Source organism: Paenibacillus beijingensis, from assembly GCF_000961095.1.
GTDB lineage: Bacteria > Bacillota > Bacilli > Paenibacillales > Paenibacillaceae > Paenibacillus_O > Paenibacillus_O beijingensis.
In genome coordinates this window covers 5,293,982-5,310,614 of record NZ_CP011058.1, presented here as the reverse complement: position 1 = coordinate 5,310,614, position 16,633 = coordinate 5,293,982, and the positions used below count along the sequence as shown (strand labels likewise).

Here is a 16,633-nt window from a genome sequence, read left to right as displayed (position 1 = left end):
TATTCATTTATTTCCGCATTTTAATTCGGTATTTCGAATGAAAATACAAAAGTTTGTGGTTGAATTCTGACAAGTTTACCGATATAGTTTTATAGAGAGCAACACGGTTTAACGGGATTTCAAGGATGGAGGAAATGCGAAAATGTCTACACCAACTGGTTTTATGGAATACAAACGCGAGCTGCCTGCAGATCGTGACCCGATAGAACGGATTAAGGATTGGGATGAATTTCATAAGCATTTCTCGGACGACCAGCTTCGGACGCAGGGCGCCCGCTGTATGGATTGCGGCACGCCTTACTGCCATACGGGGATGGAACTTGCGGGATCTGCTTCCGGCTGTCCGGTCAACAACCTTATTCCGGAATGGAACAATTTGATTTACCGCGGCTTGTGGCGGGAAGCGCTCGAGAGACTGCATAAAACGAACAACTTCCCGGAATTTACCGGACGCGTATGTCCGGCGCCATGTGAAGGTTCCTGTACGGTCGGCCTTATTGGCGATCCGGTTACGATCAAGACGATCGAACAAGCGATTATCGACCGCGGCTTTGAAGAAGGCTGGGTAGTGCCGCAGCCTCCGAAGATGCGCACCGGCAAAAAGGTAGCCGTCGTCGGCTCCGGTCCTGCGGGACTTGCCTGCGCGGCGCAGCTGAACAAGGCCGGTCATACGGTAACGGTATATGAGCGTGCGGATCGTATCGGCGGCCTGCTCACCTACGGCATTCCGACGATGAAGCTGGATAAAGGCATTGTACAGCGCCGTGTCGATATTTTGGCGGAAGAGGGCGTTAACTTCGTCGTCAACACGGAAATCGGCAAGGATGTACAGGCTGACGAGCTGAAAGCGGAATTCGACGCCATCGTTCTGTGCGGCGGCGCAACGAAAGCACGCGGACTGGATATCGAAGGCCACGATCTGAACGGCGTTCATATGGCGATGGACTACTTGAACGGTACGATCAAGAGTTATCTGGATTCGAACCTGGAAGACGGCAATTATATTTCGGCAAAAGATAAAAACGTCATCGTGATCGGCGGCGGGGATACCGGAACGGACTGTGTCGCAACCGCGCTTCGTCACGGCTGCAAGTCCGTCACCCAATTCGGTACGCATGCCAAAGCGCCGCTGCAGCGCGATCCGATTCAGAACCCTTGGCCGGAGTTCCCGCATGTGTACACGCTCGATTATGCGCATGAAGAGGCAAAAGCGTTGTATGGCGAAGATCCGCGCGCATTTTCCGTTCTGACCAAGAAATTTGTCGGCGACGATAACGGCAACCTGAAAGAGCTGCACACGGTGCAAATCGAACGGATTGTCGACGAAACGGGCCGCAAAATTTATAAAGAAATTCCGGGAACGGAAAAAGTTTGGCCGGCCGAACTTGTGCTTGTTGCCGTCGGTTTTGAAGGTCCGGAGAACACGCTGATCGATCAATTCGCGCTCGAACAGGACCGCCGCTCCAACGTGAAGGCTCGTTACGGCGATTACCGGACGAACGTGGACAAAGTATTTGCTGCCGGCGATATGCGCCGCGGTCAAAGTCTGATCGTTTGGGCGATCAATGAAGGACGCGAAGCTGCCCGCGAAGTGGACAAGTATTTAATGGGCTCTTCGATGCTTCCTTAAGCAGCCAGTAGTGTTTGGAACGGATATTTAATATTGCTAAACGAAAAGGCGCCTGCAGGGCGCTTTTTCTATCTGTTTAACATACCCGATAACAGTTAAACCGGCACTGCTGAGAGGACGAAAAAAATGGCAGTTCAACGTGCCGAAGTTATTGAAAGGGGAGGGTAACCATGATCCGATACGGTTCCGACGAGTGGAACGAGCTTCGTTTTCATGCCTTTTATCCGAAAATGGAAGCGCGTGGAAGTTTGGTCGATGTGGAGCTTGAAATGGAGCTATCCGCGCTGACCCCCGCTCCCGCCGGCTTGACTCGTTTGACAGCCTTTATCATTTGCACGGCTGACGGGACGATTGTCGAGATGACTCCGCGCGATGAAGGGTGCGATTGCGAATTTCAGTTTACGGCGGAAGAGAAGGCCCAATTGGCAAGTTATATCTCTCTTCCCGGCGTGCAAGAAATGATTGCAAAAGTTTCCTCGCAAATGGATCTTTAGGATGTGCTAGAATGGTATAGGTCAACGACATTCTTGAGGAGTGATAGTTTTGCGTTATACCGAGGGCGCCGCAATTTTGACGCCTGAGGACATCCGAAATATACGTTCTTACGTTCATACGAAACATAACGATATGCCGATTGAACGGCGGGCTCAAATGATTGCCGATGCCGCTGGCCGGATCATTCACCGCCAGCTTCCCGATTTTAAGGAAGCAGTGAAGCACGAAATCACCCGTCGCCTGATTCGAACAACGATGAATAAGAAAAGCAAGACGGTTTTGGCAAGCGATATTTTGTCGGTATGTTTGGAACTAAATTTGCGTGAAGACGATATGAAGCATCCGCTGCGAAAGTGGATCGGTCAAAAATTGGACCTGTCGCTTGAAGTTTCGGAGTTCCAGGAAGCAATAACAAAAGTGCGCAGCATGAAGCAGCAATCCGGTGACGCCGGGGCACATCAGCTTTGGCAAACGTTAAAAAATCAGCTTTTACGGGAGCGGCAATATGCGGCGGGATTTAAATCCGTTTCCCGGCTCGCTGCTGCAGGCACGGTTGAGGTTCCGGTTGAAGCCCCGGGCGTGCAGCGTTCCCGCGTCATGGGATATGCGCTGCTGTTTATGCTGTTTGCTTTTTCAATTATAATATATGGCTTGAAGTTGTTTTCAGCTCCTGCAGATGACCCCTCCAAGCTGGCCGGCAACGAAACCGGTACTATTATGGAAACCAATCAAACACGGACAGCGGAAGCCGGTCAAAAGGCGGAAAAGGTCATTTCTTCACCCCCGCCTGCACAGAAAACGGTCAAGAAGGCTGTTCCCGGCAATGAACTTCCGCCATATTTGCGGTACCAGACGATTGATGCGGACAAGCTCAAAGCTTTTTTGCGAAGCCGCAATTCGCTGCTGGCCGCAAATGATGCGATGCATGCGATCATTTCCGCCGCCAAGCGCTACGATATCAATCCGCTCCTGATGTATGCCATTACCGGGCAGGAACAGTCCTTTGTTCCTGCGACCGGCGAAGTGGCGAAAAAGATTGCCAACAATCCGTTTAACGTGTACCACAGCTGGCAGGAATTCAACTCCAATATTCAGGAATCGGCATCGATTGCGGCGAAGACAATCGTCACGCTCAGCGCTCGGCGCCCCGGCGAAGTAGACCCGATTACGTGGATCAACCGCAAATACGCGGAAGATCCGAATTGGGCGAACGGCGTGCGCAGCATACTTAAGATGCTGGAGGAAATTGCGGGTACGCCCGGAGGGCCATAACAAAGGTGTGAATGACAACCAAACCGTTAAAGAGGCGATAGACCTGAAAACGTTAATTATTGCGGAAAAACCGGACATGGGACGGACGATTGCCGCCGTAGTGGAACCTAAGGCGGTCAATCGCCGGACTTATTTGGAAGGCGAGCGTTACATCGTGACATGGGCGATCGGCCATCTTGTCGGATTGGCGGAGCCCGATTCCTACGACGCCAAATATAAACGGTGGAACGAACATGATTTGCCCATTATTCCCGATCGCTTCAAGCTGAAGCCTAACCCGAGGACAAAAGATCAGCTCAAGACGATCGGCGAACTCGCGAAGCGGTGCGGAAGGCTTGTGAACGCCTGCGATGCCGGGAGGGAGGGGCAGCTTATTTTTCATCTGATCCGTACCTACCTGAAGCTCAATCAGCCCGCCCAGCGGTTGTGGATATCCGACTTAACCGCCGAAACGATTCGCAAAGGGTTCGACAACCTGCGCAGCGATAACGATTATGACGATCTGACACGGGCGGCAAGCGCCAGAAGCGAGGCCGATTGGCTGATCGGAATGAACGCCTCCCGCGCCTTCACGATCCGCCATCGGGCGCTGCTGTCGGTCGGACGCGTGCAGACGCCGGTGCTTGCGCTGTTGTATGACCGTTACCGGGAATTGAGCGATTTTAAACCGGAAACTTATTATGTCGTCAGCGCCGTCATGGAGCAGTTGTCCTCATCCTACCGCGGCGTTTGGCAGGGAGAGAGGCTGACCGATAAAGGGAAAGCGGAGGCGATCGCCGCCAAGGTGAAAGGCAAGCCGGGACGCATCCAGTCGTACGATGTGACGGAAAGCAAGGAATATCCATACCGGCTTTACGACTTGACGCTGCTGCAGCGGGAGGCGAACGGAAAATACGGCTTCTCCGCCAAAAAAACGCTTGACCTTGCACAAGCGCTCTATGAAAAGCACAAAGTCATTTCGTATCCGCGAACCAATTCCAACTATGTGACGGAAGAAAATTTGCCTGTCATGGGCAAGGTGCTGTCGATGCTTGGCGGCACATCTTATGCCGATCTGGTGCAGGGAGCGGACCGCAGCCGTGTACATAAAGGAAACAAAGCGGTATGCAATCCTTCCAAGGTCGAGGATCACCATGCTATTTTGCCGACGCCGAAGAAGGCACCCATTTTAAGCGCGGACGAGAACAAGATTTATGATATGATCGTGCGCCGCTTTCTTTCTCATTATTATCCTCCGGCAATCTATAACAATCATACGGTGATGACCGAGGTGGAACAGGAGCTGTTCCGGACGCGAATTAAGCAGCAGCTTGCTCCCGGCTGGAAAGTGACGCAGGCAGCGGGGGCGGAGGACAACAAAAAATCGTCCAAAAAGAAAGGCAAAGCCGATTCGGAGGAAGACGATGAGCAGCTCACCGATTCGGCGTTTGCCGTCGATCCCGCGCTTCCGGTGCAGTGCACCGATTCAGTGGCGCAGGAGAAAGCGACGCAGCCGCCCAAATCGTATACCGAGGGCACACTGCTCAAAGCGATGGAGAGCGCGGGAAAGACGATGGAGGACGAGGAGCTGCGCGAAACGATGAAAGACAGCGGACTTGGTACGCCGGCAACGCGCGCTGCTACGATTGAACGGTTGAAGCAGGTCGGATATATAACGCTCAGCGGCAAAAAACTCGATATTACGTCCAAGGGAGTCGCAGCAGTGGAGCTGATCCGCGGCGCGGGCGTCGAACTGCTCGCATCGCCTGTCATGACCGGACAATGGGAGCAGCGGCTTGTGCAGATCTCCCGGGGCGAAGCATCCGACGAACGGTTCATGGAGCAGGTGAAGCAGTTCGCCCGCGTGATCGTTGACAAAGTAAAGCAGCAGCCTCCCGCGCCACCGGGAACGTTTGAGGATGAGGGCGGTACAGCCGGCCGTAAAGGGCGGGGAGGAGCAAAAGCTTCCCGCAGCGCTGCCGCTAAACGCTCCGGAAGCTCCGGTCGCTCCGGAACCGCCCCGTCCGGCGAAGCGGCAGTACCGGGCGTACCGGACGGGGAAAGCGTACACAGTTCCCGAAGCGGCGGTACTGCAGCGGCTGTACGTACTCCGGCTGCTCCGTCATCCCCCGCCAAAGGAGCGGCGGCTGGTTTAGTCGCGCTGGAGGCTTGTCCGAGAGCGGGCTGCGGCGGCTCGATTATCGAGGGCAAGCGCGGGTACGGCTGCAGCCGCTACCGGGAAGGGTGCGGTTTTGTCATCTGGAAGGAGCAGCAGGGGAAAAAAGTATCGGTGCCGATGCTTAAATCGCTGATCTCCAAAGGCGCCACTTCCGTGCTGACGTTCAAGAACAAGGACGGCACTTCCTATAAAGGCAAGTGGGTGCTGAGCGACCGCGCCAAGGGTACGCTCAGTATCCGGTCCGAAACGTAAAACGGATACGCAAGCCGGCATCTCGTTCCAGCAGGGACGAATGCCGGTTTTTTAATGCGGAAATTGACCGGCATCTTTCAATCCTCGTAAAGTTCGATTCACGCAAAATGGTGTGGGATCATGTACGGCGGCCGATTTCATTTTGCCCAGCTTCAGTCGCATGACTAACGTCCGGTTGCTTTTTGCTTTCTGCCTGCCTGAAACGAACATCTCTTTTTCCCGGAACCGGGTTTAAACGTCCAATGATATGTCAAATATGGGTAAGATAAGAAGCCGTAATCGAAAGCTTCGGCCATTATAGAGCGAGGGGTGATCTCATGCTCTTTATGAATCAGAACCGAAAATCGAACAAGCCGGCGGCTGCGTCTGTACCGAATCAAGCTCTGGAAACGTACAAGGATGTGAAAATAGACGGGCTGCTGGAAAATACGATTGCTTTTTTCAATGGCATATTAGGAGACAGCGATGACTTTGTCCACCGTCGCTTCCATGTGTTCGGGCGGTATCATGCGGTCATGTTTTACTACTCCAATATGATCGAGCAGGGGACCATAAACACCGAAATTTTGAAACCGTTTATGTATGTACCGGCCCATTTGGAAGGGAAGGACATCGGGATCGATCGGTTAAAGGACATTCTCCTGAACGATTCCTTGTACCACAGCGAAGGAAAGCTGGAATGGCGGCTTAATGAGCTGGTCGAAGGCCTGCTTCGCGGGCAGACTGTCGTCGCAGTCGATGGGTTGGACGAAGCTTTTCTGATCGGTACGCGCAGTATCGACAAGCGGGGAATCGAACAGCCTGCTACCGAGCAGGTTATCCGGGGACCGCGTGACGGCTTTATCGAGCCTTTGGGCTCGAATATCGCCCTGATCCGCTACCGGCTGCAGACGGCTGATTTACGCGTGACAACAATGGAAATCGGCCGCCGGACCAAATCGAAAGTGGCGGTTTGCCGGATGGAAGGCATCACGGATCCGGACCTTGTAAAGGAAGTCAACCGGCGTTTGCACAATATTGATATCGATGCGGTAATGGATTCAGGTTATCTGGAGCAATTTCTTGAGGACAATCATCTCTCCCCATTTCCCCAAGTTCAATACACGGAACGGCCGGACAAAGTCGTTGCCAACCTGCTGGAAGGCAGGGTTGCTATTTTGGTCGACGGATCTCCGTTAGCCCTTGTCGTTCCGACCGTTTTCAACCAATTTTATCAGACAGTCGAGGATTATACGGAACGCTTTCTGCTGATGAGCTCGATTCGGTTGGCAAGGCTTGTAGCCTTGCTCTTCTCGCTAGTCCTGCCTGCGCTTTATGTTGCGATTATTTCGTTCAATCCGGAGCTGATTCCAACCGAGTTTGCAGTAGCGGTAGCCGGTGGACGGGCAGGCGTTCCTTTCCCCGCCGTTGTTGAAGTGCTCATTATTGAAGTATCAATGGAAGTATTGCGCGAAGCGACAATCCGGCTGCCGCAGCAAGTCGGCGGCGCGCTGTCCATCGTCGGCGTGCTCGTGATCGGACAGGCGGCGGTGGCGGCAGGCTTTGCCAGTCCGATCTCCGTCGTTATTATTGCTTTGACGACAATCGGCTCGTTTGCAACGCCGGCTTATAATGCGGCCCTCGCCCTCCGGCTTCTGCGCTTTCCGCTCATCATTATGGCCGGAATGTTCGGACTGTACGGCATTATGGTCGGATTGATCCTGATTACGAATCATCTTCTTTCCTTAAAATCATTTGGCGTTCCTTACTTGAGTCCGCTTGTTCCCGTAGATGCTCAAGGGTTGAAGGATCTGCTTATTCGCGGGCCGTTATGGTCACTGCAGAAAAGACCTTCGTTTCTTCATCCACAGGAAAAGACCAAACTGAACAGCAGTACGGTGGACGAGCTTCAGAATCCGCAGCACAATGTGCTGGAACCGACCAATGGCAATAAGAAAAAGGGAGAGTGACAAAGTGGAATCGCCTCGCCAGATAACCGTGCTTCAAGCAACAGCGATTGTTGTCAGTACCATTATCGGAGTAGGCGTGCTTGCATTGCCTTCCATAGCCGTAAAAGTAGCGGATACGGGGGCACCGCTCGTTACTTTGCTTGGAGTGGCGATCGCCGTCGTCGGGTTGGTGCTCATTACGCTGCTCGGCATTCGTTTTCCAAACCAATCCATCATGCAATACAGCGAGGACATTATCGGAAAATGGCCCGCCTGGATCGGAAGCGCCTGCTTGATCGCCTTCTTTGCCGTTCTGACCTCGCTAACCGCCCGCGAGTTCGGTGAAGTCGTCGAAACGTCAGTTCTGCAAATGACCTCGCTGGAAGTGACGGTTATTGTGATGCTGCTATTGGCGGCCATTTCCGCCCGCAACGATATCACCACGCTTGCTTACATTCATTTCTTTTATTCCCCTATCCTAATTTTTCCAATAATGCTGATGCTTGCGCTTTCCATGAAAAATGCCGATCCACTTAACCGGCTGCCGATTTGGGGGAATGAAGCCGGCGGAATGCTCGAAGGTGCCGTTACAGTGGCTGCTCTTTTTCAGGGATCCTTTATCGTGACCGTTGTCATACCGGCGATGCGCCGGCCAGAGAAGGTGATGACAGCAAGTTTATGGGGCATTCTCATTGCCGGAGGACATTACGTCCTGATTGTGGCGGGAGCGGTCAGCGTATTCGGTGCCGAAGAGATCAAACATTTGTTATGGCCTACCTTGGAATTGGCCAAGGCGACATCTTTGCCTGCGAATGTTTTGGAACGGCTGGATGCGGCCTTTCTTGCGGTCTGGGTGACGGCTGTTTTTACAACGCTGTACTCGAGCTATTTTCTTGTCATTCACGGGATAAGCAAGCTGTTTCGTTTACGGGACCATAAGATGTTTTCTTTTTTCATGCTGCCTTTTGTTTTTGTGATGGCAATGGTGCCTCAAAATATTTTTCAGATGTACCGAATCATCGAGGTCGTGGGAAGGTTCGGTCTTATGATGACGATTGTTTATCCCGGTCTGCTGTGGACCGTCTCCATTATTCGTAAGAAAAGAGGGGATCAGGTTGAAAATAAACCGATGGATGAAACCGGTTAAAATCGTATCCGGAATGCTCCTGTTCTTTCCGCTTCTGACCGGGTGCTGGGACCGTCTTGAAATCGAGGACCGGGCCGTCGTTTTAGGGATATCGATTGACGTCGCGGAGAAGGAAGCTGAAAACAAAGAAGATGAGATTGCGCATCTTCGCGGCTCTTTTCCCGCACCGGATAAAGAAATGATCCGCGTCGCCGTACAGATCGCCCTTCCGGGGAAAATTCCGCTCGGACCGGGAGAAGGGGGAAGCGGAGGGAGCAAGGGCTCAGACCAAACGATTTGGGTGATCAGTGTGGTGGGACATTCGATTGACGATGCGCTAATGGGTTTGCAGCAGCAAATTTCAAGCAGACTGTTTTTGGGACATTTGCGCATCATCGTCGTATCCGAAGATATTGCCAGAAAAGGATTGCAAAATTTCAACGATTATTTCCGGCGCGATTCTCAAGTACGAAGAATGGCGTGGATGATCGTTGCGCACGGAAATGCGGAAGCGATTATGAAAGCTGCGCCTAAACTGGAACGCGTACCGACGTTATATTTGATGTCCACGTTGGATGAAGCCGTGAAAATGGGCAAGTTTCTGGAAGACTACGTCGGAATGTTCTGGAGCAACTCCTCGAAGAAAGGCCAGGAAGGTTTTCTTCCTTATGTGCAAATAAAGAAAGAACAAAATGTTGAAATCAAGGGATTGGCTTATTTTAATAACGATAAAATGGTCGGTGTTACGAAACCGCTTGAAATCGCATCCTATTTGGGGATCAAAGGGGTGAATCCGGACGGGCTTCGGACTTTTGTGAGAGTGGATGGTGGTTGGAAAACGATTTCGCTTTTTGCATTCAACCGCAAATCCAAAATTGACGTCCGGATCAAAAACGGCCGTCCGCATATTCATGCGACCATCCTTTATGAGGTTAACGTCGAAGAAAAAATAAGTGAGCAATTTTACGTCAATACCCCGGAAATACTCGCCCAAATCGAACGTGATGACCAAAAAAGGATTAAAAAACTTCACGAAGAAGTGATTGAAAAAACGCAGAAGCAAGGAGCCGATATATTCGGATTTGGCGAATATGTGCGAGCGAAAAACCGGGGTATTGGAATCGTCATATCAAAACGAAAGAAAATGGCAGGAAATGTATAAAGATACTTCCGTCGAAATTCAAGCGATCGTCAAAACGCGGCGGGTCGGAATGAAAGCCAAATAAATCGTTTATCTTTCTGACAGGGGGCTTTACCTAAATATGATAGGCATCGGCAAAGCCTTTGAATTTTCGATACCGTTATGGTTCATGAGCGCATACCTCATTCTGCGGCTGGATGCAGTCGGATATAAGCTGAGAACAATGAAAAAGGAAGCGAGAGCGAGCCGATTGATCGGCTGGATCAACGTTGTGCTCGGGATATTGGCATTGATCGGGAGTTGGTTCATATAGCGGAGGCCGACAAACGAATGCCAGTCTAGAAGGATAAGCATCCGTCTCGGTAAAAGCGGAAAAAAGAGGGGGCTGGCTGCCCCCTCCCACTATAGTAAGCATCAGCGGCCGATATAGTCATTAATCGCTGACGGAACATCCCGCAGATGGTTCAGCGTCAGGAAGGCACCTTTCGGCTCCACATCAATCGAAACGACATTGAACAACCATTCTTTCTCGGTTTGAACATGAATCGCGTGAATGCCGGTCGTCAGCGCCGGCACGACATCGGTCCGGATCGAATTGCCGATCATCCACGTGCTGGGCCGGTCGAATCCGCCCTGCTGCAAAATTTCCTCGAGCGCTTCGCTGTTCTTATGGCGGCGGATATAAATCCGGTCCCCGAAATAGCGTTCCAGCTGGAAGTGGTCAATCTTCCGCTGCTGTATTAAAGGCTCGCCTCCCGTATAGAGATGCAAATGGTGGCCTTCCCCGGCCAGTTTGTCCAATGTGGCTTCCATATCGGGATACGGCTCCGCTTCCTGTTCATAAACGCTCAAGCCCATTTTCCACAGCAGATCGGTTTCCAGCGGCGACGGCTTGCGGCCCGTCATTTCACAAAAGAAGGAATATGTGTCGAGAAAAGATTGCGGGAAATGATCGCTCTTGAAACCGTGCAGCTGTACGCCCGCAATATCAATTTCCGTTTGTTTATCCCGGACCGAATCGGCGGTAACGTCGGGATAGCCTTTGAACCAGGTTGTCATCGCGTCGACAAACTGGTCGATTACAAGATTGAAATATTTGTTGCAGTGAATAAGCGTATCATCCAAGTCGAATACGATTGTCTGTTTCATCTTCGTTCACGGCTCCTCTAACGACGGAAATGCGGGTTGTTATGTACCCTTCAATCTACCGCAAACTTTCCGTTTCGTCAAACGGCGGAATAAAAAGAAAGCCCGGTCGGCATAATGAAGCCGGAGGTGATTTCCGTGCCGCATAACAAAGGAAACCGTACCGAAAATCTGCAGAACAAATCGAGCCGAAGCGAGCCGTCCATTACGACCGAGAACAGCAAGACGGCAAAGCGTCCGGCAAGCTTAAACGGCATTGAGAAGCAGCAGCATTAACAGCTTTTGATTTTCGCAGCGCGCGCCGCTCCCAGCGCCCGACCTCGCTGCATAACAGCGGTCCTACCGTATGAATAATGATGAACGAAAAGATTGTTAATAAGCCCAAACGAGGAAGAGAAACGGCTCTTCCTCGTTATGCGTATTTAATCGTCTTTGCGACGAGATCCTTCTTGATGAACGCAATTCGTTGCCTGACATAAAAGTCCATACTGTCCCCTTTCAAATCGCGGGGAGTAATCACCCGATCCGTATTGTTATCCAAAATAATCAATTTCCCGTCGGCAAAAAACTTGAACGTTAAATCGCGGTATGGACGATGCTTCTCTACAAAACGAAAATGCTCGCAATTCATCAGATGATCACTCCCTCAAATTTATTTTCGTAAAAGGAACGTTTGTTCTGTTCTCATTATAGCAAACATTTGTTCGTGTGAAAAGCATTTTTTGCAACGGTTAAACTGGATTCATCGCTTAAATTTTGATACGATTAATTTTGATCAATACGAACGAACAGACGAACGCGGTTGCAAAGGAGCGCTTTTATATGATACATATTGCCCATTTGACGAAGCAGATTCCGGGAGGCCCTAAGGTGCTGGACGACATCAGTTTCCGCGCCGACGAGGGGGAGTTTATCGCAGTGAAAGGAGCAAGCGGAAGCGGCAAGTCGATGCTTCTTCGCTGTTTGTCGCTGCAGGTGAGCTGGACAAGCGGCAAATATACGTTTGAAGGCAAGGAAATTCCGACCCAAAGCCTGCTGGGCAAATTTAAAATCCGCAAGCAGGTCGCTTATTTGGAGGAAAAGCCGACCCTGTATCCGGGCAAAACCGCTCTGAAAAACGTGCTGATCGGTTCCGCGGCGCAGACGACGTTGGTCCGGCGCGTTACGGGAATGGTCCGCAATGACGATTATATGGGCGCGATGGATATGCTCGAAAAAATGGGTCTGCTAGACAAAGCGCATCAGCGGGGAGACAAATTGAGCGGCGGCGAAAAACAGCGCGTCGCGATCGCCCAGGCCCTCGTGCACGGGGCGCACGTGCTGCTTGCCGACGAGCCGGTTTCGGGTCTTGACCCGCATTCGGCCGAAGCGGTCCTGCGTGATTTGAAGGCGCTGTGCAAGCAGCAGGGCGTTATCGTCATCGCGGTGCTCCATCAAGGCGACTGGGCGGAGAGGTTCGCCGACCGCATCATCGGTTTGAATAAGGGAAAAATCGTGCTGCAGGTTAACGGACGCCGATTGACGGAACGGGAGAAAATGCTGCTGTAGCCGCTCATGAAGTCAAACGGTTGTCATCAGAAACGATGCCGGACGCATACAATGGAACACCAACTTATAGGCAGGTGTTGTCCGTTATGGCTTTCCAGCCTCCCGTCATCGTTTATTCCACCCGCATTACGAGACCGAAGACCGAGCTATATATTCCCGTCGTCAGCGGCGTTCCGAATGCATCCGCCGGCAGCCGCATCAATATGGATATCCGGGCGGCCGTACAGCAGCTAGTAAAGGATCAGGGCTCTTTGGACGATCCGCGTGCGGAGATGCAGGGCTATTTCGAAGTGAAAACGAATGAAAAAGGGGTTTTAAGCCTTTCGCTGTACAATTATGCGTATACGGGAGGGGCTCATGGGCTGACTTTGCAGCGCTCGCTGACGTTTACCGTTTCGGATGGGCGCTCGTATACGCTTGCGCAGCTGTTCAAGCCCGGAAGCCCTTATGTAGCGCGCTTGTCCGAATTGATTGCTCTGCAGATCAAGCAGCGCGACGTTCCGACGCTGGAACCGTTCAAGGCGATCCGTCCCGATCAGGATTATTATATTGCGGACCGCAGTTTGGTCATTTATTTCAGCCTGTATGAATTGACGCCTTACGTATACGGATTTCCATACTTTCCGATTTCGGTTTACGACATTCAGGATTTAATTGACGAGAACGGGCCGCTTGCGCCGATGGCGGTAAATGATTAACCGTTCGCATCGACACAGGCGGCCGGGGCAGCGGAACACGAGTACATGAAGCGCATCCCAAGCCGGAAAGGGGCAGTCCGTTGACAAGCGGCATCCGGATAACGATCGGTATTGTGTTCCATCTAATTCTTGGACTTCTGTTTCCATATATTCTGGTCGGCAGCATACTGCTTCTTTATGGTTTTATGACCCCTCCAACGGTTAAAGAGCAGTGGACGGGAACGTTGATCGCGTTCATTTACGCCGCTGTGCTCATTGTTCTGAACGTCTGGCTGCTGCGGCGTCTGCACATCCGTGAGCGAATGAAACGGCTGCTGCTGCACGCAGCGGTGTGGGCCGCAAGCGCAGCGGCCATGCTGTTATGGCTCCGGTTCGGCTCCGGTTGAAAACGGGCACGCAGAACACCCCTCTTATTCGCCACGATTCCTATTCAACGGTAATTTCCCAAACGAAATGACAACCCGCAGGCGCTGCTCTTCAATCCGGCAGCCTTCCGGAAGCGGGTTTCCGCTGTAAACGTACAGGAAGTTTACCGGCCTGAACAGACGGGAAATTTCCCGGGTTCAGCTCCTATTTCCCGGGGAAGCGCAGGAAGCAACAAGAAGAAGAAACTTTCGACAATTCGCAGTGTACAGAGCTGTCGTTTTGTCGAAAAAGATGTCGTTAATCATTAACGGGATTAACAATTTCAATCATAATTCTACTTTCGAATCGGATAAGGTTTGGACGGCGTATTATGTTAAACACATTCGGGCAATTGCAGATTTTGGCAGTTAGCTCGTATAATGGACACATCCTGCTCTTGTCAAACGGAGCTGCAAAGAGAGGAGCTTCTTATGTCGACTTTATTTCAAGTTCGCTCATTTAACGTTGGTCTCCCTGTTGCCGTCGCTCACGGTGCCAAGACTATTGAGACGGGCATCTTCAAAACATCTGTCTCCGGCCGCGTAAACGTACATGCCGGAGGCCCTGAAGGAGACGGGCAGGCGGACCTAATCCATCATGGCGGCCCCGATAAGGCGCTGTGCGTCTATTTCAGCAGTCATTATCCATATTGGGAAGAGCGTCTCAACTGCAAGCTAGAATGGGGTTCATTTGGTGAAAATATTACGCTGGACGGCGGTACGGAGCGGGATTTGCGGATTGGCGATATCCTTACGATCGGCAGCGCAACCGTTCAAGTCAGCCAGCCGCGGCAGCCCTGCTTCAAGATCGGGATCCGGCACGGCTTGCCGGAGCTTACCGTATGGGTGCAGACGACCGGATACACCGGGCTTTATTTCCGGGTACTTGAGGAAGGCGCGATTTCCGCCGGCGATACGGCGTCGATTATCGAGCGTCCGTCTCATGAAATAACGGTTGCGGAAGCGAATCACATTTACTATGAGCGAAAAAGAGATATCTCTTCCATCCGCAAGCTGCTCACGACGCCGGAATTGGCGGCAAGCTGGCGCGAGGCGCTTGAGACCAGATTGGACAAGCTTGCGCATGAGGGTGAAGGAGGATGAGCGGGATGGAGTCGTCGGGAACCCGCACCGTAATCGTAACAGGCGCAGCCGGAGGAATCGGCAGTGCGCTGGCAGAGGCGTACTATTTGGACGGTTATAAGGTTGTGATGGCTGACAACGATGAAAAAAAGGGCCGTGAAGTCGCCAGCCGGATCGGCCGCGCTCGATCGCAAGGTGAAGAGAGCGGCGGGGAAGAGCCGAAACCGGACGCGCTGGAGCGGCTGCTTTTTTGCAAAACGGACCTGCGCAACCCGGAAGAGATAACGCGTTTGGTCGAAACGGGACAAAGCCATTTTGGCTCCATCGATATCGTCATCAACAATGCCGGCTTCGGTATCTGGAAAAGCCCTTACGATCTCTCGGTGGAGGAATGGGATGACGTGCTGCTGACCAATTTGCGCGGCACATTTATATGCGCGCGAGAAGCTGCGGCACGCATGAGAGACAGCGGCAGAGGCGGGGCAATCGTCAATATCGCTTCCACCCGTGCGATGATGTCGGAACCGGGCTCGGAGGCGTATGCGGCTTCCAAAGGCGGTATCGTCGCGCTGACGCACGCGCTGGCCGTCTCCCTCGGACGCGACCGTATTACCGTGAATTGCATCAGTCCGGGCTGGATCGAAACCGGGAATTACGAGGCGCTTCGTGAACTCGATCATCGCCAGCATCCTGCCGGAAGGGTAGGGCGCGTAGCCGATATTGTGCGGGCATGTCAATATTTGACCGATCCGCGCAATGATTTTGTGACCGGAATCAACCTCGTCGTCGATGGCGGCATGACGCGCAAAATGATCTATGAGCCCGATGAAAAATAGCGTAAACCGGCTTAATCAAGAGCTTTTCCGAGAAAAACAGAAGAACTGTACGGGTTGGATCGGGTTACATAAACATAACTACTATTATGTTAACTTAAATGCATGAAAATCCAGCAGAAAAGACAAAGAGTCTCGTAAGGTGATAAATCGATGAAAAAAATAGGCTGCTTTCACGCACACCATTCCAATATTGAGCTTATAGAGCAGGCTTTCGATTGCTTTGATGTCGAATGGGTGCATTTTGTGGACCCCGGCTTCGACCGCATGAAAGCCGAACCTTCTATGACAAGCGATATTTTACGCCGTAAAATAATCGAAACATTAGACTGGATCGTCAAATGCCGTGTCGATGCCGTCCTCGTGACATGCACGTATTTCACTGCACAATTACGGGATGAAGATTTGCTGGCGTATCCGATTCTGATCGTCAAAATTGACGAGCCTTTGTTTCAACAAATTTGCGACTTGAGCCAGCCGCTGTTGATGCTCTTTACCAATCCGAACACCGTCCAGGGCACGATGGACCAGTTGCTTTCTTTTTCGAAACAGAGAGGCAAAGAAATTCAGGCAGAGCCCGTCTTGCTGGAAGATACATTTGAGCTTCTTATGAAAGGCAGAAAAGCGGAGTACATGAAAGCCGTAACGAAAGGTATTCAGCAATTGGTTTCTGAGCGCCCGAATCAGGCGATCGTTGCGGCTCAGCTATCGATGGCGCCGGCGGCCCGCAGCGTTCAAGCGGAACGAAATGTGTTCGTAGGAAATCATATGGACTCGTTATCCCGCTTCTTGAAGGCAAAATTATACTACTCAAGCTAAAGAAGCGTGTGGTAATATATTCCTGACAACAACGATCCCGACTCGAATAACAGATGAAGCCAGTCCAGTATTAGCGGTCAACTGTTACGGGGCGGGATTT

Annotated in this window: 17 protein-coding genes; 15 read left to right on the top strand and 2 right to left on the bottom strand. The window is 51.8% G+C overall.

Annotated features, from left to right (window positions below; genetic code table 11):
- The first annotated feature begins 142 nt into the window (after positions 1-142).
- The 8 genes from VN24_RS23975 to VN24_RS23940 all read left to right on the top strand — a co-directional run bounded on the left by VN24_RS23975 (position 143) and on the right by VN24_RS23940 (position 10,315).
- Complete coding sequence (locus VN24_RS23975) at positions 143-1,630, top strand: glutamate synthase subunit beta (RefSeq protein WP_045672473.1); 1,488 nt, start codon at positions 143-145, stop codon at positions 1,628-1,630.
- A gap of 170 nt (positions 1,631-1,800) precedes the next feature.
- Entirely contained in the window at positions 1,801-2,124 is a 324-nt protein-coding gene (locus tag VN24_RS23970; RefSeq protein ID WP_045672472.1) for a hypothetical protein, read from the top strand.
- 49 nt (positions 2,125-2,173) lie between these two features.
- Positions 2,174-3,397: a glucosaminidase domain-containing protein gene (locus VN24_RS26625; RefSeq protein WP_052703127.1), complete on the top strand. Its 1,224-nt coding sequence runs from the start codon at positions 2,174-2,176 to the stop codon at positions 3,395-3,397.
- A gap of 43 nt (positions 3,398-3,440) precedes the next feature.
- A complete protein-coding gene (locus tag VN24_RS23960; protein ID WP_045673653.1) occupies positions 3,441-5,807 on the top strand; it encodes a type IA DNA topoisomerase in 2,367 nt (788 codons plus the stop codon).
- 317 nt (positions 5,808-6,124) lie between these two features.
- Positions 6,125-7,756, top strand: a complete 1,632-nt coding sequence (locus VN24_RS23955; protein WP_045672471.1) for a spore germination protein — start codon at positions 6,125-6,127, stop codon at positions 7,754-7,756.
- Positions 7,757-7,760: 4 nt separating this feature from the next.
- The gene (locus tag VN24_RS23950) at positions 7,761-8,882 is read left to right on the top strand and encodes a GerAB/ArcD/ProY family transporter (RefSeq protein WP_148505294.1); all 1,122 of its coding nucleotides are present in this window, start codon (positions 7,761-7,763) and stop codon (positions 8,880-8,882) included.
- On the top strand, positions 8,851-10,023 hold the full coding sequence (locus VN24_RS23945) for a Ger(x)C family spore germination protein (RefSeq protein ID WP_338012199.1): 1,173 nt from the start codon (positions 8,851-8,853) through the stop codon (positions 10,021-10,023). Before VN24_RS23950 ends, VN24_RS23945 begins: the two co-directional genes overlap by 32 nt.
- A 100-nt stretch (positions 10,024-10,123) precedes the next feature.
- The gene (locus VN24_RS23940; RefSeq protein ID WP_045672469.1) at positions 10,124-10,315 is read left to right on the top strand and encodes a CLC_0170 family protein; all 192 of its coding nucleotides are present in this window, start codon (positions 10,124-10,126) and stop codon (positions 10,313-10,315) included.
- 101 nt (positions 10,316-10,416) lie between these two features.
- Here the strand turns inward: VN24_RS23940 and VN24_RS23935 are convergent, their stop codons facing one another.
- Positions 10,417-11,151 (bottom strand): HAD family hydrolase, encoded by a 735-nt coding sequence (locus tag VN24_RS23935; RefSeq protein WP_045672468.1) that lies wholly within the window; start codon positions 11,149-11,151, stop codon positions 10,417-10,419.
- Between the two features lie 135 nt (positions 11,152-11,286).
- On the opposite strand from VN24_RS23935, the gene VN24_RS27870 reads away from it, so the two are divergent.
- Positions 11,287-11,424, top strand: a complete 138-nt coding sequence (locus VN24_RS27870; protein WP_169751053.1) for a hypothetical protein — start codon at positions 11,287-11,289, stop codon at positions 11,422-11,424.
- Positions 11,425-11,560: 136 nt separating this feature from the next.
- On the opposite strand, the gene VN24_RS23930 is transcribed toward VN24_RS27870, so the two are convergent.
- Positions 11,561-11,779 carry a hypothetical protein gene (locus VN24_RS23930; protein ID WP_238590768.1) on the bottom strand — a complete coding sequence of 73 codons (219 nt, stop codon included), beginning with the start codon at positions 11,777-11,779 and terminating at the stop codon, positions 11,561-11,563.
- 191 nt (positions 11,780-11,970) lie between these two features.
- Between VN24_RS23930 and VN24_RS23925 the strand changes: the two genes are divergently transcribed.
- The 6 genes from VN24_RS23925 (at position 11,971) to VN24_RS23900 (ending at position 16,533) form a co-directional block, all read left to right on the top strand.
- Positions 11,971-12,696: a phosphonate ABC transporter ATP-binding protein gene (locus VN24_RS23925; protein WP_045672466.1), complete on the top strand. Its 726-nt coding sequence runs from the start codon at positions 11,971-11,973 to the stop codon at positions 12,694-12,696.
- A gap of 86 nt (positions 12,697-12,782) precedes the next feature.
- On the top strand, positions 12,783-13,394 hold the full coding sequence (locus tag VN24_RS23920; RefSeq protein WP_045672465.1) for a DUF3298 and DUF4163 domain-containing protein: 612 nt from the start codon (positions 12,783-12,785) through the stop codon (positions 13,392-13,394).
- Positions 13,395-13,474: 80 nt separating this feature from the next.
- Positions 13,475-13,780: a hypothetical protein gene (locus VN24_RS23915; protein WP_045672464.1), complete on the top strand. Its 306-nt coding sequence runs from the start codon at positions 13,475-13,477 to the stop codon at positions 13,778-13,780.
- Positions 13,781-14,230: 450 nt separating this feature from the next.
- Complete coding sequence (locus tag VN24_RS23910) at positions 14,231-14,902, top strand: MOSC domain-containing protein (RefSeq protein WP_045672463.1); 672 nt, start codon at positions 14,231-14,233, stop codon at positions 14,900-14,902.
- Positions 14,903-14,907: 5 nt separating this feature from the next.
- The gene (locus tag VN24_RS23905; protein WP_045672462.1) at positions 14,908-15,717 is read left to right on the top strand and encodes an SDR family NAD(P)-dependent oxidoreductase; all 810 of its coding nucleotides are present in this window, start codon (positions 14,908-14,910) and stop codon (positions 15,715-15,717) included.
- A gap of 150 nt (positions 15,718-15,867) precedes the next feature.
- A complete protein-coding gene (locus VN24_RS23900; protein WP_045672461.1) occupies positions 15,868-16,533 on the top strand; it encodes a hypothetical protein in 666 nt (221 codons plus the stop codon).
- Positions 16,534-16,633 lie beyond the last annotated feature (100 nt).

Bases quoted from the DNA above. Each gene is read 5' to 3' on its own strand.
- VN24_RS23905 (WP_045672462.1), top strand. From the start codon at position 14,908: ATGGAGTCGTCGGGAACCCGCACCGTAATCGTAACAGGCGCAGCCGGA.
- VN24_RS23925 (WP_045672466.1), top strand. From the start codon at position 11,971: ATGATACATATTGCCCATTTGACGAAGCAGATTCCGGGAGGCCCTAAG.
- VN24_RS23975 (WP_045672473.1), top strand. From the start codon at position 143: ATGTCTACACCAACTGGTTTTATGGAATACAAACGCGAGCTGCCTGCA.
- VN24_RS23970 (WP_045672472.1), top strand. From the start codon at position 1,801: ATGATCCGATACGGTTCCGACGAGTGGAACGAGCTTCGTTTTCATGCC.
- VN24_RS23900 (WP_045672461.1), top strand. From the start codon at position 15,868: ATGAAAAAAATAGGCTGCTTTCACGCACACCATTCCAATATTGAGCTT.
- VN24_RS23930 (WP_238590768.1), bottom strand. From the start codon at position 11,779: ATGAATTGCGAGCATTTTCGTTTTGTAGAGAAGCATCGTCCATACCGC.
- VN24_RS23920 (WP_045672465.1), top strand. From the start codon at position 12,783: ATGGCTTTCCAGCCTCCCGTCATCGTTTATTCCACCCGCATTACGAGA.
- VN24_RS23955 (WP_045672471.1), top strand. From the start codon at position 6,125: ATGCTCTTTATGAATCAGAACCGAAAATCGAACAAGCCGGCGGCTGCG.
- VN24_RS23940 (WP_045672469.1), top strand. From the start codon at position 10,124: ATGATAGGCATCGGCAAAGCCTTTGAATTTTCGATACCGTTATGGTTC.
- VN24_RS23935 (WP_045672468.1), bottom strand. From the start codon at position 11,151: ATGAAACAGACAATCGTATTCGACTTGGATGATACGCTTATTCACTGC.
- VN24_RS23910 (WP_045672463.1), top strand. From the start codon at position 14,231: ATGTCGACTTTATTTCAAGTTCGCTCATTTAACGTTGGTCTCCCTGTT.